The following is a 25,280-nucleotide window of genomic DNA, read 5'->3' on the forward strand; positions in this document are numbered from 1 at the left end:
AGTCCGGCACCACACCCAAGGACTCCACCCACCGGAACAACGCCACCTCAACCGCGAACAACCCCGGCTGCGTCCACCCCGTCTCATCCAGCCCCCGCCCGCCGAACACCACATCCTTCAGTGACCCCGGCAACAGACCTTCAAATCCAGCGCAGACCTCATCAAAGGCCGCCGCGAACACCGGGAAGGCCTCATACAACTCCCGCCCCATACCCGGACGTTGGGCGCCCTGTCCCGTGAACAAGAACCCGGTACGCCCCTCAGCAGCAACCCGAGACACCACACCCGGCACCGACTCACCACGAGCCAACGCCTCCAGACCGGCGACCAGTTCACCGCCGTCGGCCGCGAGTACCACCGCGCGATGCTCGAACGCCACCGACCGCGAACTCGCCGCCGACAGACCCACATCCAACGGGGACACCCCGTCCCCGGCCACCGACACCAACCGCCCCGCCTGCGCCCGCAACGCCTGCTCGGTCTTGGCCGAGAGCACCACGGGCACCACCGGCAGAGAAGCGGTCGGCTCCACGGGCTCGCCGGGGTCGGCCGCCGGGGCCTGTTCGACGACCAGGTGGGCGTTGGTGCCGCTGACGCCGAAGGAGGAGACGGCGGCGCGGCGCGGGCGGCCGGTCGTCGGCCAGGGGCGTTCCTCGGTGACCAGCTCGATCGACCCGGCGGTCCAGTCGACGGCGGGGGTGGGCTCGTCGACGTGGAGGGTCTTGGGGACCACGCCGTGCCGCATCGCCATGACCATCTTGATGACACCCGCGACACCGGCGGCGGCCTGCGTATGACCGATGTTCGACTTCAACGACCCGAGCAGCAACGGCTGGTCGTCGGGCCGGGACTGGCCGTAGGTCGCGAGGAGCGCCTGGGCCTCGATCGGGTCGCCGAGCATCGTGCCCGTGCCGTGTGCGTCGACGACGTCGACCTCGGCGGGGGAGAGCCCGGCGTTGGCCAGGGCCGCGCGGATCACGCGCTGCTGCGAGGGTCCGCTCGGGGCGGTCAGGCCGTTGGAGGCGCCGTCGGAGTTCACCGCGGTGCCCCGGATCACCGCGAGGACCGGCAGGCCGCGCCGCCGGGCCTCGGAGAGCCGCGCGAGGGCGAGGACGCCGACGCCCTCGGAGAAGCCGGTGCCGTCCGCGGCGGCCGCGAACGCCTTGCAGCGGCCGTCCGGCGAGAGGCCGCGCTGCCGCGAGAACTCCACGAAGGGGTCCGGCACCGGCAGGACCATCGCCCCGCCCGCGAGGGCCAGCGAGCACTCGCCGCCGCGCAGCGCGGAGACGGCCTGGTGGATCGAGACCAGCGACGAAGAGCAGGCCGTCTCCACGGTGACCGTCGGGCCTTCGAGGCCGAGGAGGTAGGAGATCCGGCCGGAGGCGACGCTGGTCAGCATCCCGGTCATCATGTAGCCCTCGGTGCCCGCGGCCGAGGCGTCGACGTCGGACGCGTAGCCCGTGTACATCACGCCGACGAACACGCCGGTGTCGCTGCCGCGCAGCGAACGCGGGTCGATGCGGGCCCGCTCGACGGCCTCCCACGTGGTCTCCAGGAGGAGGCGCTGCTGCGGGTCCATCGCGAGGGCCTCGCGCGGGGATATCCCGAAGAAGGCCGCGTCGAAGCCCTTCACGTCGCTGAGGAAGCCGCCCTCGCGCGCGGAGACCTTGCCGGTGGCGTCGGGGTCCGGGTCGTACAGGTCGTCCACGTCCCAGCCGCGGTCGGCGGGGAATCCGGAGATCGCGTCGACGCCGTCGGCGGCCAGGCGCCACAGGTCGTCGGGTGTCGTCACGTCGCCGGGGTAGCGGCAGCCCATGCCGACGATGGCGATGGGCTCGGAGCGGCCCGCCTCCAGCTCCTCGACCCGGGCCCGGGCCTTGTGCAGGTCGGCGGTGACCCACTTGAGGTAGTCGAGGAGCTTCTCGTCCTTGTTCATCTGCTGACCGCTCATTTGGCTACCGCCCGAATCGAGTTCTCAAGGCCTGTCGCGGGATCGTGGTCGGCGAGCACCGTGGAGCCGAGCCGTCCCGCCAGGTACAGCGCGAGGTGCAGGCGCAGGCGGTCCTCGCGCAGGGACCGCCCGAGGAGCTGCTCCGCCTTCTTCACCCGGTAGACCACGGTGTTCTTCGCGATGTGCAGGTGTTTGGCGGTGAGGGCGACGCCGCGCTCGTTGTCCAGGAGGCAGCGCACGGTCTCGCGCAGCGCGGCCATGGACCTGTTGTCCGCGGCGAGCGGACCGAGTTCGCGGCGGACGAAGTCGGCGGTGGCCTCGGCGTCGTTGCCGAGCAGGATCACCGGCTCCAGGTCGCCGTAGTCGCAGAGCCCGTACGGTCCTGGCTCGATGATGCCGCCGACGCGCTCCGCGGTGACGGCCTGCTCGTGGGAGCGCTGGAAGCCCGCCACGCCGTCGCCGGGCAGGCCGGAGGCGACGTGGATGTGCGGGGGCAGGTCCACGGGCTTCTCGGCGCGCCGCAGCTCGGCCGGGCGGTCGGTGGCGCGGCCGCCCCACGCCCACAGCCGCCCCGGGCCCGCCGGGAGCATCAGCATCGAGGAGCAGCCGACCTGGTCGAGCAGGCGCAGGGCCGTGGCCTCCAGCTCGCGGCTGCTGTCGGGGGTGATCTCGTCCTGCCACAGGACGAGCGCGACGTGGTGCAGCGTCAGGTCGTACCCGAGCTGGCGCAGCGCCCGCATGGTGTCGATCGGCTTGCCCTTGAGGATGGAGGAGACCAGCTCCAGGCGCTCGCCCACCGAACCCGCGAACCAGCGGTCGCGCTCGGCGGCGAACTTCTCGGCGACCGCGGCGGACAGCGTCTCCATTCCCTCGAAGAGGTCGGCGGAGATGGACCGCATCATCGTCGCCTGGTCCTCGGCGGGGATCACGGCGTCGCGGAACTCGAACAGCTCACGGGTGAAACTCGCGTGGGCGGCCCGGACATAGCGAAGGACGTGGTCGACGGTCGTGTTGTCCGAGATGCGTTCCCGAATGGTGTGGGTGAGCTCCGCGGAAAGGACGCCGGTGATGGATCTTATGCCGCTGAGCCGCAGGACCACCCAGAGCGCTATCGCCTCGACGAGCCTGGTCTCGCTGCGGGACTTCTGGTCGAAACGGGCGAAGGGCTCTCCGGAGAGTTCGGCAAGCAGCAGGCGGCTGTTCTCGATCGCCCAGCCGGTCGCTCCCGTACCGACGCGGGCGACTACCTCCTCGACCAGCTGCGGATTCGTCGCCGGTAAATGGAGTACGGAGTCGTCAGCGGGGCGCAGTAGATGCAGCAGGGAACTGGTGGACGTGATCTGTGGACGCGCAGGAATAGTGGCCTGCGAAGTCGGGCAGCCTGACAACGAGTAGCCTCCCTAACGGAAAGCGGACGCGACTGGGTGCGGGCAGCCTATACGCGCTTTCGGCCACGGCGGGTAACCGCCTGGTAACCGGCTCTGACCGGCGGAATTACCGCGCGGTGGGCGGTAGTTCCGGCCTTTGGGGATATCTTGCGCTCGCGGTCGACCGATGGGCAGTGGTCTTGGTGCTGCCCGGTCCCGCCGATGGGCAGCGGTCCTGCGCTGCGCGGTCCCCCTGATTGGCAGCGACGAGGAGTGCTCGTGACCAAGCCCGCCACGCAAGACCTTCGAATCGGCGCAGTGACCGGCACGGTGCCCTGGGTCCTTTCCGGGCGCAGCGCGGCGGGACTGCGCGCCCAGGCCGGTCGCCTCCTCGCCCGGCTCGCCCCGGGACCGGCGGCGGGCGCGGCCGAGGCCGCGCTGCTCGCCGAGGTGGGCCGGTCGCTCGTGGCGGCCGGGGCCGCGGGCGAGTACCGGGCCGTGGTCATCGGGCGCGACCGCGCCGAACTGCTCGACGGGGTGCGCGCGCTCGCCGAGGAGCGGCCCGCGCCGCACGTGATCACCGGCCGGGCGCCCCGGCGGGCCGGGGCGGGCACCCGGCCGGTGTTCGTCTTCCCCGGGCAGGGCACCCAGTGGGTCGGCATGGCGGTGGCGCTGCTCGACGCCTCGCCCGTGTTCGCCGAGGCGGTCCGGGACTGCGAGAAGGCCCTGTCGCCGTATCTGAACTGGTCCCTTGAGGACGTGCTGCGCGGCGTTCCGGGCACCCCGCCGCTGGACCAGGTCGACGTCGTACAGCCCGTGCTGTTCTCGATGATGGTGTCCCTGGCCCGGCTGTGGCGCCGCTTCGGCGTCGAGCCGGGCGCGGCGGTCGGCCACTCGCAGGGCGAGATCGCGGCGGCGCACGTCGCGGGCGCGCTGTCCCTCGACGACGCCGCGCGGATCGTCGCGCTGCGCAGCCAGGCCCTGACGAAGATCCGCGGCCGGGGCGAGATGCTGACCGTGCTCGCCCCGGGCGACCAGGTGCGCGCCATGCTGGCCGACTGGCAGGACACCCTCTCGGTGGCCGCGGTGAACGGCCCTGCGACCATCACGGTCTCGGGCGACGTGGCCGCCATGGCCGACTTCGGGGCCGCGCTGCGGGCGGCCCGGATGATGCGCTGGCGGGTGCCGGGCGTGGACTTCGCCGCGCACTCGCCGCACGTGGAGGACCTGCGGGAGACCCTCCTCGACCTGGCCGCGAGCGTCGAACCCGCGGCGGGCGACGTGCCGTTCTACTCGACGGTGACCGGGCAGCGCGTCGACACCGAGGGCCTCGACGCGGAGTACTGGTACCGGAACCTGCGCCAGACGGTCAGGTTCGACGACGCCGTGCGCTCCCTGGTCACCGACGGCCACGAGGTCTTCGTCGAGTGCAGCGCCCAGCCCGTGCTCACCGTCGGCATGCAGGACATCGTGGAGGAGCTCGGCCGCTCGGCGGTGCTCATGGCGACGCTGCGCAACGAGGACGGCGGCGCCGCCCGGTTCCTCGCCGCGCTCGCGGAGGCGTACGTCCACGGGGTCGCCGTGGACTGGACGGCGGCCTTCGCGTGACGGACCCCCACGGGGCCGAAGGCCCTGACCGGAGCGACGGTCAGGGCCTTCCCGTACGCGGCCGGTGCCGGGCCGTCAGTCGACGTCGATGCCCAGCGTGCGGAGCTTCGGTTCGATGACCGCCCGGCAGTACGGCTGGAAGCGGTTCTTGTTGTAGAAGTCCTGCTGATCGGAGTCCGCCACGACGAACTGCTGATAGGGCCGCAGGTCGGTCACGATGTCCTGCCCCAATTCCTTCCGCACCCGGTTCATGACCTCTTCGGAACGCGCCCGCTGGTCCTCGTCGACGTAGAAGATCGTCGAGTGGTAAACGGTGCCGTGGTCCGCTCCGCTCTGGTTCGGCGTGGTCGGATCATGGCTCTGGAAGAAGAGGGTGAGAATCTCCTCGAAAGAGATGGTGTCGGGCCGGAAGGTCAGTTGCACCGCCTCGACGAACTTCTGCGGATTGAGTCCGTAGCGCTCGTAGTCCTCGTAGTTGGGGGGCGGGCCGTGGTCTCCCGCGAAACCCGCGACACTTGATGTCACACCGGGGGTCCGACGCATCACAGCGTCGAACGACCAAAAGCATCCGGGACCGAGTGTCGCGGTCTCGGCATTCCCTGATTCGGATATTTCATCGGCCATCGGAGTCCTCCCCAGACTCAGGTCCGAATTTTCGCTCGATGGTAGCAGGAATTACATTTCCAGCGGTGGGTGAAGAGGCTGTGCGGGAAGGGGAGTTCGGCGGTTTCGCGGACCGTGCGGGGGGTTGGTACCGAAGCGGCGGGAACCCGGCGGGGCCCCGGCGCGACTCCTGGGCTGCCGGTGCGCGAGGCCCGGCCCTGAAGAGCGGTTCCAGGAGAGGTGCGATGCGTAGGCGTACGGGGTGGGGAGTGGCGGTCGCGGTGGGCGGTCTGCTGGTCGCGGGCTGCGGCGGTGGCGGCGACGGCACGGACGGCCCCGCCGGGGGCGGCAGGGCCGCGGGGTTCCCGGTGCGGGTCACCGACTGCGAGGGCGACGCGACCAGCTTCTCCGCTCCGCCCCGGAAGATCGTGACCAGCAACGCCGCCGCCCTGGAGCTGCTGCTCAGGCTCGGCGCCGGGGACCGGGTGGTCGGCACCGGCTTCCCGCCCGGCAAGGGCACGCTGCCGGGCGCGCTCGGGGCGCGGGCGGACGACGTGAAGGTGCTCAGCCGCTCCGTGATCCCCAAGGAGAAGCTGCTCGGCTCCGGGGCCGAGCTGTACATCGACACCTTCGCCTCCATGGGCGGGATGGGCGGCGGCATGGGCGACGCCCCGACCCCCGAGGAGTACAAGGCCGTCGGGATGAAGCACATCTACTTGAAGTCCACCGCCTGCGCGCAGGGCCACAAGGGCCCCGTGACCGACCTGTCCGCCGTGGAGCGGGACATCACCACGCTCGGCGCCGTCACCGGCAACCGGAGCACGGCCAAGGAACTCGTCGACGGCATGCGCGCCAAGCTGGCCGCCGTGCGCACGGCCGTGCGCGGCGTCCCCGAGCACAAGCGGCCCACGTACTTCTTCTTCGACTACGACGCGGGGACCAAGCAGCCCACGGCCGTCTGCAACCGCCAGGTCGGCCACGCGGTGATCACCCTCGCGGGCGCCCGGAACGTCTTCGCCTCCTGCGACGGCGCGTTCAAGCAGGTCGGCTGGGAGGACGTGGTCTCCAAGAACCCGGACTGGATCCAGCTCGGCGTCCGCAACCGGGGCAGCGCCGCGGCCAACGAGAAGGCCTTCGACGAGGCCAGGAAGTGGCTGGAGAACAACCCGGCCACCAAGGGCCTGCGCGCGGTGAAGCGGGGGAAGTTCCTGCGCGTCGGCTCCGAGGCCACGACCATCGCGGGCGTGTCCAACGCCGACACCGTGGTGCGGATCGCCAAGACCCTCTACCCGGGCAAGGTCCGCTAGCCGTGGCCTCCCCGCGCACCGGGGCCAAGGAGGCGGGCCGCGCCGACGGCGAGGCGCGGGTCCTGCCCGCGTGGCCCGTCGCCGCGGGCCTGGCCGTGCTGCTCCTCGCGGCGCTCACCGCGGCCGTGTCCTGGGGCTCGACGTCGCTGCCGCCGGGCGAGGTGTGGGGCGTCGTCGGGCGCAGGCTGACCGGCGCCGCGCCCAGGCCGGGCACCAGCGACCTGATCGTGTGGCAGCTGCGGGTGCCGCGCGCCCTGCTCGCCGCGCTCGTCGGCGCCGGGCTCGGCCTGGTCGGCACCGCCGTGCAGGCGCTCGTACGCAATCCGCTGGCCGACCCCTATCTGCTGGGGGTCTCCAGCGGCGCCTCCCTGGGGGCCGTCGCCGCGATCGTCCTCGGGGCGGGCGCGGGCAGCGCGCTCGGGCTCTCCGGCGCGGCCTTCGCGGGCGCCCTCGTGACCTTCGCCCTGGTGTGGGCCGTGGCCCGGCGCGGCGGCGGCTTCGCGCCCCTGCGGCTCGTGCTCGCCGGGGTCGCGATCGGCCAGTTCCTGTCCGGGTTCACCAGCTACCTGGTGCTCCAGGCCGGGGACGAGCAGCAGACGCACAGCGTGCTCTTCTGGCTCATGGGCAGCCTGAGCGGCGCCACCTGGCAGCTGATCGCCGTGCCCGCGGTGGCCGTCCCGGCCGCCCTGGTGCTGCTCCAGGCGCGGGCCCGGGGCCTCAACGCGCTCCTGATGGGCGACGAGACGGCCGCCGGGCTCGGCGTCGACGTGGGGCGCCTGCGCCGGGAGCTGTTCGTGGTGACGAGCGTCCTCACCGGTTCCCTGGTGGCGGTGTCCGGGGCGATCGCCTTCGTCGCCCTGATGGTGCCGCACACCCTCCGCCTCCTGGTCGGCGACGACCACCGCAGGCTGCTGCCGCTGTCCGCGCTCGGCGGGGCCGTCCTCATGGTCGTCGTCGACATCGTGTGCCGGACCGCCATGGACGCGCAGGAGCTGCCCGTCGGGGTCGTCACCTCGCTGATCGGCGCCCCGGCGATGCTGTTCCTGCTCGACCGGCGTCTGAAGAACGGGAGTTGAGGCCGCGTGCGCGTCGACATCGAGGACCTGTCCGTCGCCTACGCGGGGCGCACCGTCGTGGCGGGCGCGCGCCTCGTCGCCGCCGAGGGCGAGATCACCGGGCTCGTCGGCCCGAACGGCAGCGGCAAGTCCACGCTCCTGCGCACCGTCTACCGCCATCTGCGGCCGGTGGCGGGCCGGGTGCTCCTGGACGGGGCCGATCTGCGCGAGCTGACCCCCGCGCGGTCGGCCCGGCACGTCGCCGCGCTGCCGCAGGAGCGCGGCGCGGACGTCGAGCTGACCGTGCGCGAGGTCGTCGCGATGGGGCGCACGCCCTACAAGCGGGCCTTCGCCGGGGACGACGCCGCCGACCGGGACACCGTCGCGCGCGCCCTCGCCGAGGTCGGCATGGCCGCGGCGGCTGGACGCCGCTTCGCGGCCCTGTCCGGCGGCGAGCGCCAACGCGTCCTGCTGGCCCGCGCGTTCGCCCAGGACCCCGACGTCCTCGTGCTCGACGAGCCGACCAACCACCTCGACGTGCGCCACCAGGTGGAGCTGCTCGCCCTGCTGCGCGGCAAGGGGCGCACCACGCTCGTGTCCCTGCACGACCTCAACGCGGCCGCCTCGGTCTGCGACCGCCTGCACGTGCTGCACGGCGGGCGCGTCGTCGCGTCCGGGCCGCCCCGCGCGGTGCTCACGCCCGCGCTGCTCGCCGAGGTGTTCGGCGTCCGGGCGGCCGTCGTGGACCATCCGCTGACCGGCGACCCCCTGATCGCCTTCGACCACCGGGAACCGGCGGGGGAGCCCGCGGCCGACGCGCCGGAGCGCGTGCGGTGCGCGGACATCCCGTGAAGGCCCTGTGGCGCGCCCCGCGCCCGCAGTAGGTTCGGTGAGCGCGGGGCCGCCCACGGCCGCCCGCGGGGTCCGGACCACGGCTGAGGGGAGCAGGGGTGCGCCGGGGCACGACGGTCGGCGGGCGCTACCGGCTGGTGCGCGGCCCCCTCCACGGGGGCATGGGCGAGGTGTGGATCGCCCGCGACCAGCGGCTGCCCCGCCAGGTCATCCTCAAGCGGCTACGGCGGCGCGGCCGCCGCGGCGCCGACCGCGGGGAGTTCGACCGCCTCGAAGCCGAGGCCCGCGCCCTCGCGCGGTTCAGCCACCCCCACGTCGTCACCCTGCACGACGTGCTCACCCTGCCCGAGGGCGCCCTGCCGCGCCGCAGGACCGCGTCCTGGCTGGTCATGGAGTACGTGTCCGGGGGCAGCCTCGCCGACCGGCCGCCGCTCACGCCCCGGCGGGCCGCGCGCGTCGGCGCCCAGGTCGCGGCCGCGCTCGCCGCCCTGCACGCCGAGGGGATCGTGCACGGCGACGTGAAGCCCGGCAACGTCGTCGCCACGCCCGAAGGCCTCGCCAAGCTCGCGGACTTCGGCGCCGCCTACCGGGTGGGCGGGCAGGAGACCCTCACCCCGCCCGGCACCCTCAGCTACACGCCCGACTACGCCGCCCCCGAAGTCGTGCGCGGCCGCCCCGAACCGGCGTCGGACGTGTTCTCCCTCGCCGCCCTGCTGCACACCCTCGTCACCGGCCGCCCGCCGCGCCCGCGCACCGGCGGCGACGTCGACCCGTTCGTCGCCGAGCGGCAGGCCGAGCGCGGCGAGGTCGCCCTCGACCCGGACCTCGGCCCGCTCGGCGACCTCCTGCCCGCGATGCTCGACCCCGCGCCGAAGAACCGCCCGGGCGCGGCCGAGGCGGGCCGATTGCTCGCCGGGATCGCGGGCCCGCAGGAGCCGCTGCCGCGCGGGGACATGGGCGGCGACGGCGCGGGCGACGGCGTCGGCCAGGACAGCGAGAGCTCCGGGCGGATGGTGCTCCCGGGCCGGTCACGGCAGTTCCTGATCGTGGCGGCCGTGGCCGGGGTGACGCTCGCCGCCGCCCTGTGGCTGCCGCCCCTGCGGCCGGGCGGCCACGACGAGGGCCCCGGCGGCGCGGACCGGGCCCCGACGGCCTCGCCCCTCGGCGACCACCGCACCGTCGACCCGTGCGCCCTCGCGGACCCGGCCGCCCTCAAGCGCTTCGGCCAGGCCGAACTCGACCGGCGCTACGGCAACTTCGACCGCTGCGACATCCTCGTGGACATCGGCGGCGACGCCCCCGTGGACGTCCAGTTCCACCTCGACACGGGCGGCGGCTCCGGACGGCCCGCACCCCGCCGCACCGAGGGGAACGTAGCCGTGGTGAAGGAGTCCGGCGACAGCGACGAGTGCGTCCGTACGCTGCTTCTTGCCACCGAACGCGACGCGCACGCCGCCGTCGTCGTGGAGGACACCGGGTCCGGCCGCGACAGCGCCGCGCGGCTGTGCGCCCTGGCCGACGCCGCCACCCGCGCGGCCGTGCGGCGGCTCAACGCCGGGCCGCTCGCCCGCCGCCCCGAGGCCCCGCCGGACTCCCTCGTCCACCAGGACGCCTGCGCGCTCCTGACCGGGCGGGCCCTCGAAGCCATCCCCGGCGTCGACGCCCGCGACCCCGACGTCGGCTTCGGCAACTGGGACTGCGAGTGGGCGAGCACCACCAGCGACCTCTGGCTGGAGCTGCGCTTCGACCAGGGCCGGGCGGTGCCGGACGCGGGCGATGGCACGCTCACTCGCGTCGGTGGCCGCCGGGCCGTTGTCGAGCCCGGTGCGGAGGGGCCGCGCACGTGTCGCGTTCGCGTGGTGCACCGGGGCCCTGGCGGTGGCCGGGCCGTCGAGACCCTCAACGTCACCGTTGGCGGTGATCCCTCCCGAGACCGGCTGCGCCGTCTTGCGCTGCGCTTGGCCGCGGAGGCGGTGGCTGGGATCCGGTGAACGCTTCTTCTGCGGGCCGTCGGTGGCTGGTCGCGCAGTTCCCCGCGCCCCTTAGGGGGGTGTACTTCGGGACGGGTCCCGGGACAGGGCATCCACACTGGCGGACACCGCGGCCAAGGAGGAGACGCCATGAACGGTCCCGCGAGCCTTGCGCGCGGCGTCGCGCCCGCGCCCCCGGGCACCCTGCACGCGCGCACCGTCACCGGCGACCTCCAGGCCCCGCCCAGGCCCGGCCTGACCGTGCGGTTCGGACGCGGCGAGGAGCCCGGCGTCGACCTCGGCGTCGGCGAGCACGACCTGATGGTGAGCCGCCGCCACGGCGAGCTCACCTACCGCGACCGCGCCTGGTGGCTGCGCAACACCGGACGCCAGCTGCTGCGCCTGCCGCGCGGCCGGATGATGCACTCCAGCACCGACCCGGTGCCGCTCGCGCCGGGCTACACCCCGCTGTTCGTACGCGGCTCCGGCTACCGCGAGCACCTGGTCGAGCTGTACGTGACGGGCCACGACGACCTGGGCCCGGTCTCCCGCCGCCGCGCCGACACCGTGCCGCCCAAGCGGTGGCCGCTGTCGGACGAGGAGCGGCTGCTCCTCGTCGTCCTCGGCCAGGAGTACCTGCTGTACGAGGAGAGCCCGCGCCCGCTGACCTACCCCAGGGCGGCCGAGCAGCTCGCCTATCTGCGCCCCGACGAGCTCTGGGGGGAGCGCAGGATCGAGTACCGGATCGAGGTCGTGCGGCGCAGGCTGCACGACAGCGGCTTCCCGTACCCGCTCCTGCACGACACGTCGGTGGGCCGCCCGTCCGACAACAGCCTGCTGCACAACCTGCTCAGGGGCCTGGTGGAGTCCACCACGCTGGTGCCGCCCGACCTCGGCCTCATGGACGACGAGCCGGGCCGGTAGCGGGCAGTGACTCCAGGAGGAACACGGCGGCGTCCCGCACCGGCGGGGGCGCGGCGCCGGGCTCCCGCAGGCGGCGGGCGAGCCGCCCGAGGACCTCCGTGGTGCGCGCGGAGCCGATGGCCCCAGCGCGCGGGGCGAGGTCCGCGACCAGCCGCTCCGCGTCCCGCCAGGCGCCCGCCCGGACGAGGGCCGCGAGCAGCTGGGCGGTGAACAGGTGCCGGTAGGACGGGCCGGGAGCGGTGGCCGCGCGGTGCAGCGCGGGCACCGCACCCTCGGTGTCGCCGAGCCGGGCGAGGACCCAGCCGCGGTGGCCGAGCAGCTCCCACTCGTCGAGCCACCACGCCCACGGCGGGTCGCGCCGCGAGACGCCGTCGAGGAACCGGCTTGCGGCCCGCGCGAGCAGGTCGCGCGGCTCCCGCCGGGCGCCGAGCAGCGCGGTCGCGTGCGCCTCACGGATCAGGACGAGGCTCGCCACGCGCGGCGGCAGCGGCTGCGGCCCCCGCGCGCGGGCGGCGGCGGCCAGCGCGGCGCGGGGGCGGCCGGTGTGGGCCAGGAGCATGCTGTCGTTCAGGAGCGTGAGGCGGGCCGTCCAGCGGTCGCCGCACTGCTCCGCGAGGGCGAGCGCGCGGGCGTTGAGCCGGTGCGCCCGCCGGTAGTGGCCCGCGTCGAACAGGATCCACCCGGCGACCTCGTACAGCTCGGCGAGCGCGGCGAGCCGGTCGCTGTCCGCGCCTCGCGCGGCCCCGGACGGGCGGCGGCGGGCCGGGCGCGCGGCCGTGCCGGGCAGGCCCCGCAGGGCCGCGCGGACCAGCGGCACGGCGGCGCGGGCGCCCTGCGCGGCGTCCACGGCGACGAGCCGCCGCACCGCGTCCACGGCGTACGCGGTGACGTCGCCCTCCCCGTGCTCCACCACACCTCCCCGGCCGCAGGCGATCTCTATGTGCGCTGCAACGGCCCCCGCGCGGGCTCTGTTCCCGCCACGGCCTGGGCCGGGGCCGCCGCGCCCGCCCACTCCATCCGCGACCAGGGCAGCGCGAGCGCGTCCAGGGACGTGACCGTGCGCGGCGCCAGGGACGCCAGCGGGGCCGCCTCCGCGTGCCGGGCGAAGACCGTGTCCACGTAGCGGTGGCCGGTGTCGGCGGCGATGAAGACCGTGGTGCGGCCGGGGGCGGCGGCGTGCTCCCAGCGCGCGGCCGCGTAGGCGGCGCCGGTGGACAGGCCCGCGAACAGCGCGTGCCGCCGCAGCAGGTCCACGCTCCCGGCGAGCGCGGTGTCGAAGGACAGCCAGTGCAGGGTGTCGTACGCGCGGTGGGAGACGTTGGCGAACGGGATGGAGCTGCCGATCCCGGCGATGATGATCTCCGGGTCGGCGACGTGCTCGCTGCCGAAGGTGACGCTGCCGAAGGGCTGCACGCCCACCAGGCGCACGTCGGGGCGGCGGGCCCGCGCGTAGCGGGCGAGGGCGCCGGTCGAGGCGCCGGAGCCCACGCCGCCGACGAGGGTGAGGCCGCCGGTGGCGCCGGTCTGCGCGCACAGACGGTCCGCGATCGCCTCGTAGCCGAGGTAGTGGATGTCGTCGTGGTACTGCCGCATCCAGAAGTACTCGGGGTGCTCGCGCAGGATCTCGTGGACGCGCGCGACGCGCCGCCTCTGGTCGAGCTTCAGGTCGTCGCTGGGCGGCATCTGCTCCAAGGTGGCGCCGAGGACGGCGAGTTGGGTGCGCAGGGTGTGGTCGACGGTGGTGGAGCCGACGATGTGGCAGCGCATGCCGTAGCGGTGGCAGGCGAGCGCCAGCGCGTAGGCGTAGATGCCGCTCGAACTGTCGAGCAGCGTGTCGCCGCGGCGCACCGCGCCGGTGTCCAGGAGGTGGCGCACGGCCGCGAGGGCCGAGACGGCCTTCATGGTCTCAAAGCGCAGGCAGACGAACCCGTCGGCCACGCGTATCAGGTCGGGTCGGCCGATCGCTTCCGCGATGTGCTCGTCCATGCGGGGGCTCCTCGCTCGTGGTCGCAGGCGGGGTGGGGGTGGTGTGGAAGGTGTGGGTGGCGGGGATGCCCGTGGCCGCGAGGGCCCTGCGGCAGGCGCGCAGCTGGCCGCGCAGCTCCCGCGCGGCGGGGTCGAAGAGCAGCCCCGCCACGTTGCCGCTGTGCGCGACCTGGACGCCGAGCGCGCCGACGCGGCCCGCGATGCCGGTGAGCGCGGTGAACTCCGCGTGCGGCAGGACCCGCTGGCGCAGCCGGGCGCTCTCGGTGGCGACGTGGCCGAGCAGCGCGGGGTCGGCGGCGGCCACGGCCTGGCGCAGCAGGTCCCGCAGCCGCTCGTAGGCCGGTACGTCGGTGTCGTCCGCCGGGGCGGGGGCGGGCAGCGCGAGGGTGTCCACCGACCGGCCGCCGCCGAGCGCGCAGCCCACGACGACCGCCGGGGGCAGGGCCGCGCCGAGGTCCTCCAGGACGCGGCCCTCGCGCTGGGCGAACAGCAGCGCGCGGCCGTCCAGCATCAGCGGGTCCGAGGCGCGCTCGGCGCGCACCGCGAGCCGCGCGACGGCCTCCGGCGCGAGGCGCACGCCGAACGCGTCGGCGACCGCGCGCACGGCCGCGATCACGTCGCTGCTCGACGAGCCCATGCCGAGCCCCACCGGGACGTCGCCGACCAGCCGCAACTCGCCGCCGCACACCGGCTCAGCGCCGTGCGCGGCGCACTCGGCGAGGGCGTACGTCGCCGCGCGCAGCGCCTTGGTGCGGTCGGCGGGGACCACCGTCACGGCCGCGGTGCCCGGGCGGCGGGTGAACTCCGCGCGGGTGCCGAGCCCGGCGAGCGGCAGCGTGACCAGGCCCGCGACGCGCCGCCCGCGCCCGTCCAGGAACACGCCCTGGAGGATCTCGCCGTGGTGGCAGGCGGCCCGCCCGGTCCCGGCCCTCACGCCCCGCCCTCGTCGCCCGGCGCGACCCGGTACCGGTACAGGACCGTCGCCTCGGCGCTGAACTGCGAGAACGGGAACGGCTCCGCGGACAGCGCGGTCACCCCCGCGCCCAGGAAGGCCCGCGCGACGGCGCTGCCGGACTGCGCGTACACGACCAGCGGGACGCCCCGCTCGCGGCAGCGGGCGAGGATGGTGTCGAAGCTGCCGTTGGACAGGGTCATGCCGGTGGCGACGACGGCGTCGGCCCGGTCGAGGACCTCGTGCATGTCGCGGCTCACGGGGTCGCCCCACTGGGTCGTCCGCAGGTTGAAGTCGCAGGGCAGCGGGTCGCCGCCGCGCTCGCGGATCGCCGCGACGAGCGGGTTGACCACGCCGATCAGCGCGACCTTGGCGCCCGGCCCGATGTCGAGCAGGCCCGCGATGGCCGTGTCCCGGGCCACCGCGCGCACCTCCGGCGGCCCGGCGGGCAGCGCCACAGGATCGGCCCCGGCGGCCTCCCGGTGCGGCGCGACAAAGGCCAGGTAGGCGTCGAGGGCGGCCGTGCGCAGCGGCGTCGGCGCGTCCTTCAGGAGCGCGCCCAGCGAACTCCCCGACGCCTCGCGGCAGATGGCCGGGTCGATCTCGCCCGCCTCGAAGGCGCAGCCGCCGAAGGCCCCGCCGACGCGGACGAGGACGTACTGGTTGAGGTAGGTGACGTCGCCCCCGGCGAGCCGCGTGCCGTGGTGGATCCAGAACACGCTGGTGGCCGTCAGGCCCGCGGGGTCGGGACCCAGTTCGCCCGCGAGGGCGGCGGCGAGGAGTTCGGTGACGTTCTCGGGGTGCTTCACGCCCGGCCTCCCCGGGTGAACGCGAACAGGAAGGTGAGCACGCCGTCGCGCCAGTCGCGCACGGAGTCGACCCGTGGCGCGAAGCCCCGGTCCTGGGCGTCCTGGACGATGCGGCGCAGGTCGGCGGTGTTCGACGCGATCACGTACGCCACGCCGTCCGGCGCGAGCAGCTCCCGCTCGGCGAGCTGCGTGAAGAACCGCGCGAGCAGGGACGAGCCGACGCAGGTGTTGCGCACGACGTCGGGGTCCTCGCTCACCGCCTGGCTGACGGCGGGCGGGTTGAAGGTGACGACGTCGAGCCGCGCGCCGGGCGGAAGACCGTCGAACAGGTCGCCCGCCGCGGGCAGGAACGCGGTGCCCTCCTGGGGGCCGACCAGGCGGGCGTAGTGCCGGGCCGCGGTGGCGACGCTGGTGGCGTGCACGTCCATCGCGTAGATCTCACGCGCCCCGCGCACCCCCGCGGCGACGGCCTCCACACCGAGCCCCGCCCCCATGGCCCCGTAGCGCAGGCCGCGGGTCTCGATGCGGCCGTCGAGGATCCGCTCGTGCACCATCCGGCTGGTCTCGCCGGGCAGGAACACGCCGGGCGGCACGTCGAAGCTCCAGCCGTTCCACTCGTACGTACGCGTGGTGTGCAGGTCCGCCTTCGGCTGGTTGAGGGCGACGATCCGCTCGGCGGGCAGGGGTGGCGGCAGCTGCCGCAGCAGGTCGGGTCCGATGGCTCGGGTGTTCATCAACTGTCCTTCTTCATAGGGGAGTGGGAGGAGGAAAGGGGGCCGCGGTAGCTGACCGCGAGGTGGCCGAGGGCGTCCGGCCCTGTCTCGGCGTCGACCTCGAAGACCTCCGCGAGCAGCTCGGGCGTCAGGACGTCCTTCGGCGGTCCGGCGGCGACGAGGCGCCCGCCGTGCAGCAGGAGCAGCCGGTCGCAGTGGCGGGCGGCGAGCGACAGGTCGTGCAGCGCGACGAGGACGGTCTGGTCGGTGCCCGCGAGCAGGGCGAGCAGCTCCAACTGGTGCTTGACGTCGAGGTGGTTGGTCGGCTCGTCGAGCAGGAGCGCGTACGGCTGCTGGGCGAGCGCCCGGGCGATGTGGGCGCGCTGGCGCTCGCCGCCGGACAGGGCCTTCCAGGCGCGCTCGCGCAGGCCGCTCAGGCTGAGCCGCGCCAGGGCGGCGTCGACGACGGCCCGGTCGTGGGCGTCGGGCCCGCGCCACCGGTCCCCGAACGGCGTCCGGCCGAGGCTCACCACGTCCACGACCCGCAGCTCGCTGTCGGTGTCGGCGGCCTGCTCCACGAAGGCGACGCGCCGGGCGACGCGCCGGGCGCTCCAGGCCCCGATCGGCTCGCCGTCGTAGCGGACGACGCCCTCGGTGGGCGTCCGGAGCCCGGCCAGGCAGCGCAGCAGGGAGGACTTGCCGGAGCCGTTGGGCCCGATCAGGCCGACGGTTTCGCCCGGGGCGACGTCCAGGGACACGCCGTCGACGATCGCCCGGCCCGCGACCGCCCAGCGCACGTTCTCCGCGGTGATCCTCACAGCTCACCCCGGCCGCGCAGGACCAGCAGGAACAGCGGCACGCCGAGCAGCGCGGTGAACACGCCGACGGGCACCTCCTGCGGCGTGAACGCGACCCGCGCGAGCGCGTCCGTCCACACCAGGAACACCGCGCCGACCAGGGCCGACAGCGGAAGCAGCACCCGGTGCCCGGGCCCGACGAGGAACCGTACGCCGTGCGGCACGATCAGGCCGACGAAGCCGATCGCGCCCACGGACGCGACGGCCACCGACGTCATCAGGGACGTCACGACGAGCAGCACCCAGCGCGTGGCGCGCACGTCGACGCCGAGCGACGAGGCGGTGTCCGCGCCGAAGGAGAACCCGTCGAGGGCCGCCGAGTTGAGCCAGAGCACGAGCAGGCCCACCGCCGTCACGGCGGCCGTCACGGCCACCGCGTCCCAGCGCGCGGGCGCCATCGAGCCGAGCAGCCACTGCGTGATCGCCCGGATCATCTCCGCGTCGCCGGACGCCATCAGGACGAGCGAGGTGAGGGCCGTGAACAGCTGCGACACCACGACGCCCGTCAGGACGATCCGCACCGAATCGAGGCCGCCGCGCCGCAGCAGCAGCATCAGCAGGGCGAACGACACCATGGCGCCCACGAACGCGCCGCCCGTCACGCCGAGCGAGGCGGACCCGACGCCGAGCACCACGACGGTGACCGCGCCGGTCGAGGCGCCCGAGGAGATGCCCAGGAGGTAGGGGTCGGCGAGCGCGTTGCGCGTGACCGCCTGGAGCGCGGCGCCGCACACCGCGAGCGCGGCGCCGACCAGGGCCGCGAGCAGCACGCGCGGCACCCTGAGCTCCCAGATCAGCGAGTCCACGAGCGGCGCCGACGGCTCGGCGCCGAGCCCCAGATGGAAACCGGCGCTGCGGGCGATGTCCCCGTAACCGACGTCGGTGGTGCCGAGGCGCACGGACACGGCGGCGGACGCCACGAGGGCGAGCGCGGCCAGGAGGAAGAGCCCGGCCCGCGCGCCCGGCCCCCGCAGCACGCTCCGGGCGGCCGCGGGGGAGGGGGCGGCGGCCCCGGGGGAGCGCACGGCCGCCCGGGCCGAGGGGTGCAGCAGGTCCGGTGCGCCGCCGCCAGGACCCGGCGGCGCGGGCAGGCCGAGAGTGCCCGCCGGGCCCGGGCTAGCGGACATACCCGAGGTCCTCCATCCCCGTGACGAGCCGCGGCAGGGCGCCGACCGCGCGGACCGAGGGGTCCATCTCCGTGCCGGGTATCTCGACGAAGCGCTTCTCCCGCACGGCGGGCAGCTTCGCCATCACCGGGTTGGCGCGGACCGCCGCGCGCTTGTCCTCGGCGCTGTCGCCCGGCTTGCCGCGCTCCGACAGATCGCCGAGCACGATGAAGTCCGGCTTGCGCTTGGCCACTTCCTCCCAGCTGACCTGCGGCCAGTCCTCGTCGACGTCGTCGAAGGCGTTCCGCGCGCCGACCACGCGGCTCATCTCGCTGGGCACCGCGGAGCCGCCCGCCACGTACGGGGTGTCGCCGTACACCGAGTACAGCCACACCACGCGGGGCTCGCCCTTGACCCGCTTCTTCGTTTTCGCGGCCTTCGCGAGCGCGGCGCGCTGCCGCTCCACGAGCTTCCCGGCGCGCTTCTCGACGCCGAAGACCTTGCCGAGGTCGGCGTAGTCCTTGAAGAGCAGCTCGAAGGGGGTGCGGTCGGCGCCGCGCGGCGGGCAGTCCACGGCGCTCACGAACGACGGGAGCCCGAGCCCGGCCAGCTCCTCGCGGGTGCCGACGCGGTCCTTGGTGAAGTAGTCCGCGAAGCCGCCGACGGCGAGGTCGGGCGTCGCGGCCCGCAGCTGCTCGCTGTTGAGGATCTTCGGGCTGAGCACCTTCACCTCGTCGTACGCCGACGCGTACTCCGGCGCGATCCTCGTCTTGAGGTTGGACGTGCCAGCCATGCGGTCCTGGAGCCCGAGCGCGAGGAGCACCTCGGTGGAGGACTGGTCGAGGGCGACCGCGCGCTTCGGCGGGCCGTCGAAGGCCAGCTTCTTCCCGCAGCTCGTGACGGTCGTCTTCCGGGCGGCGGCCGCCCTGTCGTCCGACGGTTCGCTGCCGCCGGAGGCGCAGCCGACGGCCGTGAGGGACAGGACGAGGGCGGCTGTGCCGAGGCGGACGGGGTGGCGCGGACGCATGGGACCTCCGGTGTGGGTGGGGACGCGACAAGGGTACTGTAATGGTAATCATTTTCATTAGCGGGCCTCGGGGTGGCTGCCGACGAAGGGGGGCCACCCGTGACGGGGCCGCAAGTCCCTTACTCGGTACGGGACTTGGGGGGCCCCGCGAACCCGCATAACGATTTCGAGACCGCGCGGACCGCTTCGAGACCGCGCGGACGACAGCAGAGGAGTACGTCACGTGGCGACCACGCCAACGCAAGCGGCCGGGCCCGCCGAGGGTGCGGAAGGGGGCGCGGCGGAAGGAGGCACGGTCCCCGCGCGGAGCGTCCTGCGGGAGCCCGCCTTCCTGCGGCTCTGGGCGGGCACCACCGCGTCCGGGCTCGCCACCTGGGCGCTGCCCTTCGTCCTCGGGCTCGCCGTGCTCGACCGCGCCATCGGCGCGGGCACCCTCGGCCTGCTGCTCGCCGCCCGCACCGCGGGCTTCCTCGTCGCGGTCGCCGTCGGCGGCGTCCTCGCCGACCGGTACTCGCGGCGCGGCGTCGTGCTCTGGGCGGGCCTCGCCGCCGCGGCCGCGACCCCCCTCCTCGCGCTCGGCCTCGGCCGCTCGCTCCCGCTGATGCTCGCGGCCGCCGTGGTCGCGGGCGCCGGGCAGGGCGCGTGCCGCCCCGCCTTCCAGGCGCTGACCGCCGAGGTCGTCGACGAGGACCGGCGCCAGGCCGCCAACGCCGCGATGACCCTGTCCGTACGGGCCACCACGCTCACCGGACCCGCGCTCACCGCGCTGCTCGCCGTGGTCCTCGACACCTGGGCGCTGCTGCTCGGGATCGGCCTGCTGTGGCTGGTGGCGGCGCTGGTGCCGGGCCCCGGCCGGGCGGAAGCGGCGGCCGCGGGCACGACCGGTGAACGCCCCTCCCTCCTCGCCGAGTTCGGCGAAGGGCTGCGGGAGGCCCGGCGCCACCCCTGGTTTCTGGCCGGGCTCGGGGCGCTGACCACCGTCATAGCCACCGGCTACTCGGCGACCGGCGTGGCACTGCCGCTGGTCAGCCGCGACAAGTACGACACCGGGGTGGTGCTCGCCGCCGCCATGACCGCGTACACGCTGGGGGCGCTCGGCGGCGCCCTGGTCGTCGCCCGCTGGCGGGCGCGCGCCCAGGGCCGGGCCGCCCTCGCGGGCCTCGCCCTCTACGGCTTCGCGCCGCTCAGCCTCGTCCTGCCGGTGCACTGGACGGTCGTCGTGGCGGCGTACGCGGTGGCCGGGGTGGGCATCGAACTGTTCAACGTGCCGTGGTTCACCGCCACCCAGCGCGAGGTCGCGCCCGACAAGCTGGCGCGGGTGTCGTCCCTGGACTTCATGCTGTCCTACGGCCTCGCCCCCGCGGGCCTCGCCCTGATCGCCCCGGCCATCGACACCTTCGGCCCCCGCCCGGTGCTCGTGACCTGCGCCGCCCTGTGCTTCGCGGCCCCGGCCCTGGCGGCCCTGGTGCCGAGCAGCCGGGGGTTCAGCAGGTCTCCGGCCTGATCTCGGCGGAAGGCGACGGCGCGCGGCCGAAGGATTCAGCCTGTCCGGCGTTTGAGGACAAGGCGCGGAGCGCCGGTGAGGCGGGGGTCCGAGGGGCGGCAGCCCCCGGAGGGCCCGGCTACAACGGGGCCTGCCAGGTGGTGGTCGTGCCCGTGCCGGAGGCGGAGTCCGCTTCCCCGTCGTCATGGACGACAAGCCGCACACCGGCACGCCCGTCCGGCAGGACCCCCGCCTCCACCGTCACCTCGACCCGGGTGACGCCCGGGCGCCGAGACGTCGCGGCCAGGGCCCGGCGCAGGGCGGCGAGGAGGCGGCCCGCGGTGGGCTCCGTGACCCGGGTGTCCACCGCGCCCGTGAAGTGCACCGACGGCTGCACCCCGAGCACCGCGCCCGCCCCGGCCGTCTCCTTGAGCACCTTGCCCCGGAACGTCGTCGGCGCGTCGGCGGGCGGCTGCTGGAGCGCGAAGATCGCCGTCCGCACCTCCTGGATGGTGGACTCCAGCTCGTCCACGGCCTGGTCGAGCGCCGACTGCTCGGGGGCGGAACCGGCCCTGCGGCGCGTCGACTCCAGCATCATGCCGGTCGCGAAGAGCCGCTGGACGACGAGGTCGTGCAGGTCGCGGGCGATGCGGTCGCGGTCCTCGAACACGGCGAGCCGCTGCCGGGACTGCTGCGCGTCGGCGAGCACGAGGGCGAGCGCGGCCTGCGAGGCGAACTGGGTGGCGAGCAGCCGCTCCACCGCCGTGTACGGGCGTTCGCCGCGGCGGCGCGGCAGCGCGAGCGTGCCGATGAGACGGCCGCCCGCCTGCAGCGGCAGCATCATGCTCGGCCCGAACCGGGACCGCACGTGGGTCGTCATCCGGGGGTCGGTCGCCGAGTCCTCGATGAACACCGGCTGCCCGCCGAGGAGTTGCTCCAGTACGGCGCTGCCGGGCTCGATGGTGGTCCCCATGAGGTCGTTCTGCGCGGCCGCCGCGGGGTGGCGCCGGTACCCCGGCCCGGCCGACCCCGAGGTCGCCGCCGCGACGATCCGCATGCCGCCCTCGGCCGTCGGCTGGAGGACGACGCCCGCCGCCGCGTCCGCGAGGAGCCGGGCCTGCTGAGCCACCGTCATCAGGGCGTCGGGCGCCGCCTCGCCGGTGAGGAGGGCCGTGGTGACCGCCGCCGCGCCCTCGATCCAGCGCTCCCGCTGCCGGGCGGTCTCGTACAGGCGGGCGTTGGCGATGGCGATGCCCGCCTGGCTGGCGAGGACCCGCAGCATCCCCCGGTCCTCGGCGGTGAAGGCGCCGCCCCGCTCGTGGGTGAGGCGGAGCAGGCCGAACTCCTCGTCCTGGACGTGGATGGGCACGCTCAGCACGGAGTCCCCGTCGTCCCCGTCGTCCCCGTCGTCCCCGTCGTCCCCGGAGCCCGTCGCGCCGGGCTCCGGCTCCGCTCCGGCCGTGAACCGCTCCGGCCGCGCGCCCTCCGCCGCCAAGACCCGCAGCACGGCGTGCCGGGCCCCGGTCAACGCGGCGGCGCTGTCCACGATGTGCTGGAGCGTGGGGCGCAGGGACAGCTCCGTGCCGATGCCGATGACCGCGTCCAGGAGCAGCGGCAGGGGCGGCGGAGCTCCGCTGACGACGTCGTCGGTCATGGCGGCGGCGTACTCCCGTCACGGACGGGCCGAGCCTCGTCAGCCTGTCAGGGGAGCGAGGACCAGCGGCTGGATCTTGCCCTCAAGCATGGCACCGAGGCCCAGCACCGCGCACACGTCGGGCCGCTCCGCGATGTGCACGGGCATGCCCGTCGCGTTCCGCAGCATCTGGTCGAGGCCGGGGAGCAGCGCGCTGCCGCCGACCATCATGATGCCCCGGTCGGCGAGGTCGGCCACGAGGTCCGGCGGGCAGTCGCGCAGCACCTTGCCGATGCCGTCGAGCACGGCGGTGAGCGGGGTGTGGATGGCGTTGCGGACGGCCGCCGTGTCGACCTGGACGGAGCGGGCCAGGCCCGTGGCCACGTCCCTGCCGTGGATCTCGGTGGACTCGGGGCCGTGCGGGGTCAGGCCGTTGCCGCTGAGGGCGAGTTGCAGGGGGCGTACCGACTGGGAGGGCAGCATCAGTTCGTGCTGGTGGCGCAGGTGCTGCACGATCGCGTGGTCGATGGCCTCGCCGCCCACCGGGATCCGCTCGGCCGTCACGATGGAGCCGAGGGAGAGCACCGCGACCTGCGTGGTCGCGGCGCCGCACACCATGATCATGGTGGCTTCGGCACGCTCCACCGGAAGCCCGCAGCCCACCGCCGCCGCGATCAGCGTGTCCACCAGCTCCACGCGCCGCGCGCCCAGGCCCACCAGGGTCTCGACGGTGGCGCGCTGCGCGAGCGGGTCCGCGTCGTGCGGGGTGCACGCGGCCGCGCGCAGGCGGGGCTTGCGGCGCAGGGTGCGGCGCAGCTTCTCGCCGAGCAGGCTGCGCAGCATGCGCTGGGCCATCTGGATGTCGACGACCGTGCCGCCGGAGACGGGGCGTACGACACGGATGTAGGCGGGGGTGCGTCCCGTCATCTGCTCCGCGAACTGGCCGACCGCGATGAGCGCGCCCGTCCGCGTGTTCACGGCGGCCACGCTCGGCTCGTCCACGACGAGCCCGGCCCCCTTCACGAACACGCGCGTGCGGGCCGCCCCCAGGTCGACGCCGATATGGCAGCGGCGCAGCTGTTCCAGACTGACGGTCACGGCGGATCCTCCCGAGAGCACGCGGGGGCCCACCGGGCGGCGGGCCCTGCCCTTCGCATCCTGCGGGGGCCCGGGGGCGGCCGCATGCGGGGGTGGGCCGGGCGGGGTGCGGCCGAGCGGGTGGTTCCGCCCACCGCACGGGCCGGACACACCCTGCGCGTAATTCAGTTCCTGGCCTCCAGGAGTGCCGGTTAGCATCCCGTGTGACACGAGCATCCACTGAAGACGCGACTGACGACGAGCGCCCCGCCATAGCGGACGCGGGGCCCGGTTCCGGTGCGTCCGTCGCGCCCAAGCGCCGTATCCTCGCCGATCTGACCCCGCTGCGGACCTCCGCCGACTACCGGCGGCTCTGGCTCGGCAACACCGTCTCCTGGGTCGGCCAGGCGATGACCGCCCTCGCGGTGTCCCTCCAGGTGTACGACATCACCGGGTCCAGCTTCTCGGTCGGCCTCGTCGGACTGTTCTCGCTCGTCCCGCTCGTGGTCTTCGGCCTGTACGGGGGCGCGATCGCGGACACCGTGGACCGCCGCAAGCTCGGTCTGTACTCGGCCATGGGCCTGTGCGCCCTGTCGGTGGTCCTCGCGGCGGCGGCGTTCGCGGACTTCCACCACGTGTGGTTCCTGTACGGCGTGGTCGCGCTCCAGGCGATGTGCGGCGCCCTGAACTCGCCCGCCCGCACCGCGATGATCCCCCGCCTCCTCCCGCCCGAGCAGCTGCCCGCCGCCAACGCCCTCACCTCCCTGACCACCACCTCGGGCACGACCGTCGGCCCCATGCTGGGCGGCCTCATCGTCGGCCTGTGGGGCTACCAGGCGGCGTACGCCATCGACGCCGTCGCCTTCACGGCCGCGCTGTACGCGATGTGGCGGCTGCCGTCGATGCTCCCCGGCGACGACGGTGCCGACGGCGGCGGAGGCCCGGCGGATGGCGGCAAGCGGCGCCGGGCCTCCGTGGTCGACGGCCTCCGCTTCCTCGCCACCCGGCCGAATCTGCGCATGACGTTCTTCACCGACATGTGCGCGATGGTGCTCGCGCACCCGCGCGCGCTGTTCCCCGCCATCGCCGTCGTCTGGTACGGCGGCGACGCGAAGACCGCGGGCCTGCTCGCGGCGGCGCCCGCCGTGGGCGCGCTGCTCGGCAGCGTGTTCTCCGGCTGGCTCGGCCGCGTCCACCACCACGGGTTCGCCATCGCGCTCTCGGTGGCGGGCTGGGGCACGGCCGTCGCCGTCTTCGGCCTCACCCGCGACCTCTGGCTGGGCGTCGTCTTCCTGGCCCTCGCGGGCGCCGCCGACACCATCTCCATGGTGTTCCGCAGCACCATGCTCCAGGCGGCCACGCCGGACGCGATGCGGGGGCGCCTGCAAGGCGTGTTCATCGTGGTGGTGGCGGGCGGCCCCCGCCTCGGCGACTTCCTCGCGGGCACGGTCGGCGACCTGACCTCGCCCCGGGTGGCGATCGTCGGCGGCGGCGCGGCCTGCGTGCTCGCGGTGGGCCTCCTTGTGCTGCGCTGGCGCGCCTTCCTCCGCTACGACGCCCGCGACCCGCAGGCCTGACGCCTCGACGCGGCTGCGCGCAGGCGTCGGCCTCAGCCGCCACCGCGCCGAGGTTCCCGCGGCGCGGGGTCCTTCTCCGGTGACCAGGAGAGCCGCACCAGGAGATGGCCCTCGGCGGAGCCCTTCACGAGCACCGCCCCGGCCTCGGCCGTCATCCGCACCCCGAACTCGATCTCCACCGTGTCCGGCCTGAGCGTGCCGTCGCGGAACACCTGGAGCGCCGACTCGGCGGCCGCCCGCGCGCTGTCCAGGGTGGCCTCGAAGGTGCGGGCGGCCTGCGCGGGCCCGTCGCCGCGCGAGACGAGCCGGACGCCGTCCAGGTCGTCGGGGTCGAGCGCCACGACCACCCGCGCGCCGCTGTTCGTCGTGTACTCGACCAACCCACCGTCCATACCGCCCATGCCGCCCCCGTCGCCACGCGGG

Annotated in this window: 21 protein-coding genes and 1 pseudogene; 8 read left to right on the plus strand and 14 right to left on the minus strand. The window is 74.8% G+C overall.

All coding sequences use genetic code 11. From position 1 onward, the window contains the following. A pseudogene (locus ACIG3E_RS09885) lies at positions 1 to 1,936 on the minus strand (type I polyketide synthase); the annotation flags it as partial. Positions 1,937 to 1,947: 11 nt separating this feature from the next. After that, the gene (locus ACIG3E_RS09890; RefSeq protein ID WP_399613554.1) at positions 1,948 to 3,339 is read right to left on the minus strand and encodes a PucR family transcriptional regulator; all 1,392 of its coding nucleotides are present in this window, start codon (positions 3,337 to 3,339) and stop codon (positions 1,948 to 1,950) included. 297 nt (positions 3,340 to 3,636) lie between these two features. On the opposite strand from ACIG3E_RS09890, the gene ACIG3E_RS09895 reads away from it, so the two are divergent. Further along, positions 3,637 to 4,926: an acyltransferase domain-containing protein gene (locus tag ACIG3E_RS09895; RefSeq protein ID WP_399613556.1), complete on the plus strand. Its 1,290-nt coding sequence runs from the start codon at positions 3,637 to 3,639 to the stop codon at positions 4,924 to 4,926. 75 nt (positions 4,927 to 5,001) lie between these two features. Here the strand turns inward: ACIG3E_RS09895 and msrA are convergent, their stop codons facing one another. Continuing rightward, positions 5,002 to 5,550, minus strand: coding sequence for a peptide-methionine (S)-S-oxide reductase MsrA (gene msrA, locus ACIG3E_RS09900; RefSeq protein WP_399613559.1), 549 nt, complete (start codon positions 5,548 to 5,550; stop codon positions 5,002 to 5,004). A gap of 224 nt (positions 5,551 to 5,774) precedes the next feature. On the opposite strand from msrA, the gene ACIG3E_RS09905 reads away from it, so the two are divergent. The 5 genes from ACIG3E_RS09905 to ACIG3E_RS09925 all read left to right on the plus strand — a co-directional run bounded on the left by ACIG3E_RS09905 (position 5,775) and on the right by ACIG3E_RS09925 (position 11,637). Further along, positions 5,775 to 6,836 (plus strand): ABC transporter substrate-binding protein, encoded by a 1,062-nt coding sequence (locus ACIG3E_RS09905; protein ID WP_399613562.1) that lies wholly within the window; start codon positions 5,775 to 5,777, stop codon positions 6,834 to 6,836. A 2-nt stretch (positions 6,837 to 6,838) separates the two neighbouring features. Beyond that, positions 6,839 to 7,912 (plus strand): FecCD family ABC transporter permease, encoded by a 1,074-nt coding sequence (locus ACIG3E_RS09910; protein WP_399613565.1) that lies wholly within the window; start codon positions 6,839 to 6,841, stop codon positions 7,910 to 7,912. Between the two features lie 6 nt (positions 7,913 to 7,918). Continuing rightward, positions 7,919 to 8,743, plus strand: coding sequence for an ABC transporter ATP-binding protein (locus ACIG3E_RS09915; protein WP_399613567.1), 825 nt, complete (start codon positions 7,919 to 7,921; stop codon positions 8,741 to 8,743). A gap of 98 nt (positions 8,744 to 8,841) precedes the next feature. Beyond that, positions 8,842 to 10,734: a serine/threonine-protein kinase gene (locus tag ACIG3E_RS09920; RefSeq protein WP_399613569.1), complete on the plus strand. Its 1,893-nt coding sequence runs from the start codon at positions 8,842 to 8,844 to the stop codon at positions 10,732 to 10,734. Positions 10,735 to 10,863: 129 nt separating this feature from the next. Continuing rightward, positions 10,864 to 11,637, plus strand: a complete 774-nt coding sequence (locus tag ACIG3E_RS09925) for an FHA domain-containing protein (RefSeq protein ID WP_366793958.1) — start codon at positions 10,864 to 10,866, stop codon at positions 11,635 to 11,637. Here ACIG3E_RS09925 and ACIG3E_RS09930 read toward each other — a convergent pair. Genes ACIG3E_RS09930 through ACIG3E_RS09965 form a run of 8 tightly spaced genes read right to left on the minus strand, consistent with a single transcriptional unit; the run spans position 11,612 to position 19,087 of the window. Next, positions 11,612 to 12,547 carry a DNA-binding protein gene (locus ACIG3E_RS09930; RefSeq protein ID WP_399613572.1) on the minus strand — a complete coding sequence of 312 codons (936 nt, stop codon included), beginning with the start codon at positions 12,545 to 12,547 and terminating at the stop codon, positions 11,612 to 11,614. The two genes, ACIG3E_RS09925 and ACIG3E_RS09930, sit on opposite strands and share 26 nt — an antisense overlap. A gap of 26 nt (positions 12,548 to 12,573) precedes the next feature. Next, positions 12,574 to 13,623, minus strand: coding sequence for a pyridoxal-phosphate dependent enzyme (locus ACIG3E_RS09935; protein WP_399613575.1), 1,050 nt, complete (start codon positions 13,621 to 13,623; stop codon positions 12,574 to 12,576). After that, a complete protein-coding gene (locus ACIG3E_RS09940; protein WP_399613577.1) occupies positions 13,544 to 14,557 on the minus strand; it encodes a GHMP kinase in 1,014 nt (337 codons plus the stop codon). Before ACIG3E_RS09940 ends, ACIG3E_RS09935 begins: the two co-directional genes overlap by 80 nt. Further along, the gene (locus tag ACIG3E_RS09945) at positions 14,554 to 15,384 is read right to left on the minus strand and encodes a Rossmann-like domain-containing protein (RefSeq protein WP_399613580.1); all 831 of its coding nucleotides are present in this window, start codon (positions 15,382 to 15,384) and stop codon (positions 14,554 to 14,556) included. Before ACIG3E_RS09945 ends, ACIG3E_RS09940 begins: the two co-directional genes overlap by 4 nt. Further along, the gene (locus ACIG3E_RS09950; RefSeq protein ID WP_399613582.1) at positions 15,381 to 16,118 is read right to left on the minus strand and encodes a methyltransferase; all 738 of its coding nucleotides are present in this window, start codon (positions 16,116 to 16,118) and stop codon (positions 15,381 to 15,383) included. The genes ACIG3E_RS09945 and ACIG3E_RS09950 overlap by 4 nt, the downstream gene beginning before the upstream one ends. Beyond that, positions 16,118 to 16,915, minus strand: a complete 798-nt coding sequence (locus ACIG3E_RS09955) for an ABC transporter ATP-binding protein (RefSeq protein WP_399613585.1) — start codon at positions 16,913 to 16,915, stop codon at positions 16,118 to 16,120. Before ACIG3E_RS09955 ends, ACIG3E_RS09950 begins: the two co-directional genes overlap by 1 nt. Beyond that, on the minus strand, positions 16,912 to 18,081 hold the full coding sequence (locus tag ACIG3E_RS09960) for a FecCD family ABC transporter permease (RefSeq protein WP_399613588.1): 1,170 nt from the start codon (positions 18,079 to 18,081) through the stop codon (positions 16,912 to 16,914). Before ACIG3E_RS09960 ends, ACIG3E_RS09955 begins: the two co-directional genes overlap by 4 nt. Continuing rightward, positions 18,071 to 19,087: an ABC transporter substrate-binding protein gene (locus ACIG3E_RS09965; protein WP_399613590.1), complete on the minus strand. Its 1,017-nt coding sequence runs from the start codon at positions 19,085 to 19,087 to the stop codon at positions 18,071 to 18,073. Before ACIG3E_RS09965 ends, ACIG3E_RS09960 begins: the two co-directional genes overlap by 11 nt. A gap of 313 nt (positions 19,088 to 19,400) precedes the next feature. On the opposite strand from ACIG3E_RS09965, the gene ACIG3E_RS09970 reads away from it, so the two are divergent. Further along, complete coding sequence (locus ACIG3E_RS09970) at positions 19,401 to 20,591, plus strand: MFS transporter (protein WP_399614783.1); 1,191 nt, start codon at positions 19,401 to 19,403, stop codon at positions 20,589 to 20,591. Positions 20,592 to 20,709: 118 nt separating this feature from the next. On the opposite strand, the gene ACIG3E_RS09975 is transcribed toward ACIG3E_RS09970, so the two are convergent. Continuing rightward, positions 20,710 to 22,224 (minus strand): GAF domain-containing protein, encoded by a 1,515-nt coding sequence (locus tag ACIG3E_RS09975; protein ID WP_399613593.1) that lies wholly within the window; start codon positions 22,222 to 22,224, stop codon positions 20,710 to 20,712. Between the two features lie 39 nt (positions 22,225 to 22,263). Continuing rightward, the gene (locus ACIG3E_RS09980) at positions 22,264 to 23,301 is read right to left on the minus strand and encodes a rod shape-determining protein (RefSeq protein WP_138959557.1); all 1,038 of its coding nucleotides are present in this window, start codon (positions 23,299 to 23,301) and stop codon (positions 22,264 to 22,266) included. 251 nt (positions 23,302 to 23,552) lie between these two features. Here ACIG3E_RS09980 and ACIG3E_RS09985 point away from each other — a divergent pair, with 251 nt between their 5' ends. Beyond that, complete coding sequence (locus ACIG3E_RS09985) at positions 23,553 to 24,857, plus strand: MFS transporter (RefSeq protein ID WP_399614785.1); 1,305 nt, start codon at positions 23,553 to 23,555, stop codon at positions 24,855 to 24,857. A 32-nt stretch (positions 24,858 to 24,889) separates the two neighbouring features. Here ACIG3E_RS09985 and ACIG3E_RS09990 read toward each other — a convergent pair whose 3' ends face one another. After that, complete coding sequence (locus ACIG3E_RS09990) at positions 24,890 to 25,249, minus strand: CU044_2847 family protein (RefSeq protein ID WP_399613595.1); 360 nt, start codon at positions 25,247 to 25,249, stop codon at positions 24,890 to 24,892. Positions 25,250 to 25,280 lie beyond the last annotated feature (31 nt).

Origin of the sequence: Streptomyces sp. NPDC053474, from assembly GCF_044544845.1 — a bacterium.
Classification (GTDB): domain Bacteria; phylum Actinomycetota; class Actinomycetes; order Streptomycetales; family Streptomycetaceae; genus Streptomyces.

What these genes read in the sequence shown, in the direction of transcription:
- msrA (WP_399613559.1), bottom strand. Translation starts at nt 5,550, where the DNA reads ATGGCCGATGAAATATCCGAATCAGGGAATGCCGAGACCGCGACACTC.
- ACIG3E_RS09905 (WP_399613562.1), top strand. Translation starts at nt 5,775, where the DNA reads ATGCGTAGGCGTACGGGGTGGGGAGTGGCGGTCGCGGTGGGCGGTCTG.
- ACIG3E_RS09925 (WP_366793958.1), top strand. Translation starts at nt 10,864, where the DNA reads ATGAACGGTCCCGCGAGCCTTGCGCGCGGCGTCGCGCCCGCGCCCCCG.
- ACIG3E_RS09935 (WP_399613575.1), bottom strand. Translation starts at nt 13,623, where the DNA reads ATGGACGAGCACATCGCGGAAGCGATCGGCCGACCCGACCTGATACGC.
- ACIG3E_RS09950 (WP_399613582.1), bottom strand. Translation starts at nt 16,118, where the DNA reads ATGAACACCCGAGCCATCGGACCCGACCTGCTGCGGCAGCTGCCGCCA.
- ACIG3E_RS09960 (WP_399613588.1), bottom strand. Translation starts at nt 18,081, where the DNA reads ATGTCCGCTAGCCCGGGCCCGGCGGGCACTCTCGGCCTGCCCGCGCCG.
- ACIG3E_RS09965 (WP_399613590.1), bottom strand. Translation starts at nt 19,087, where the DNA reads ATGCGTCCGCGCCACCCCGTCCGCCTCGGCACAGCCGCCCTCGTCCTG.
- ACIG3E_RS09975 (WP_399613593.1), bottom strand. Translation starts at nt 22,224, where the DNA reads ATGACCGACGACGTCGTCAGCGGAGCTCCGCCGCCCCTGCCGCTGCTC.
- ACIG3E_RS09990 (WP_399613595.1), bottom strand. Translation starts at nt 25,249, where the DNA reads ATGGACGGTGGGTTGGTCGAGTACACGACGAACAGCGGCGCGCGGGTG.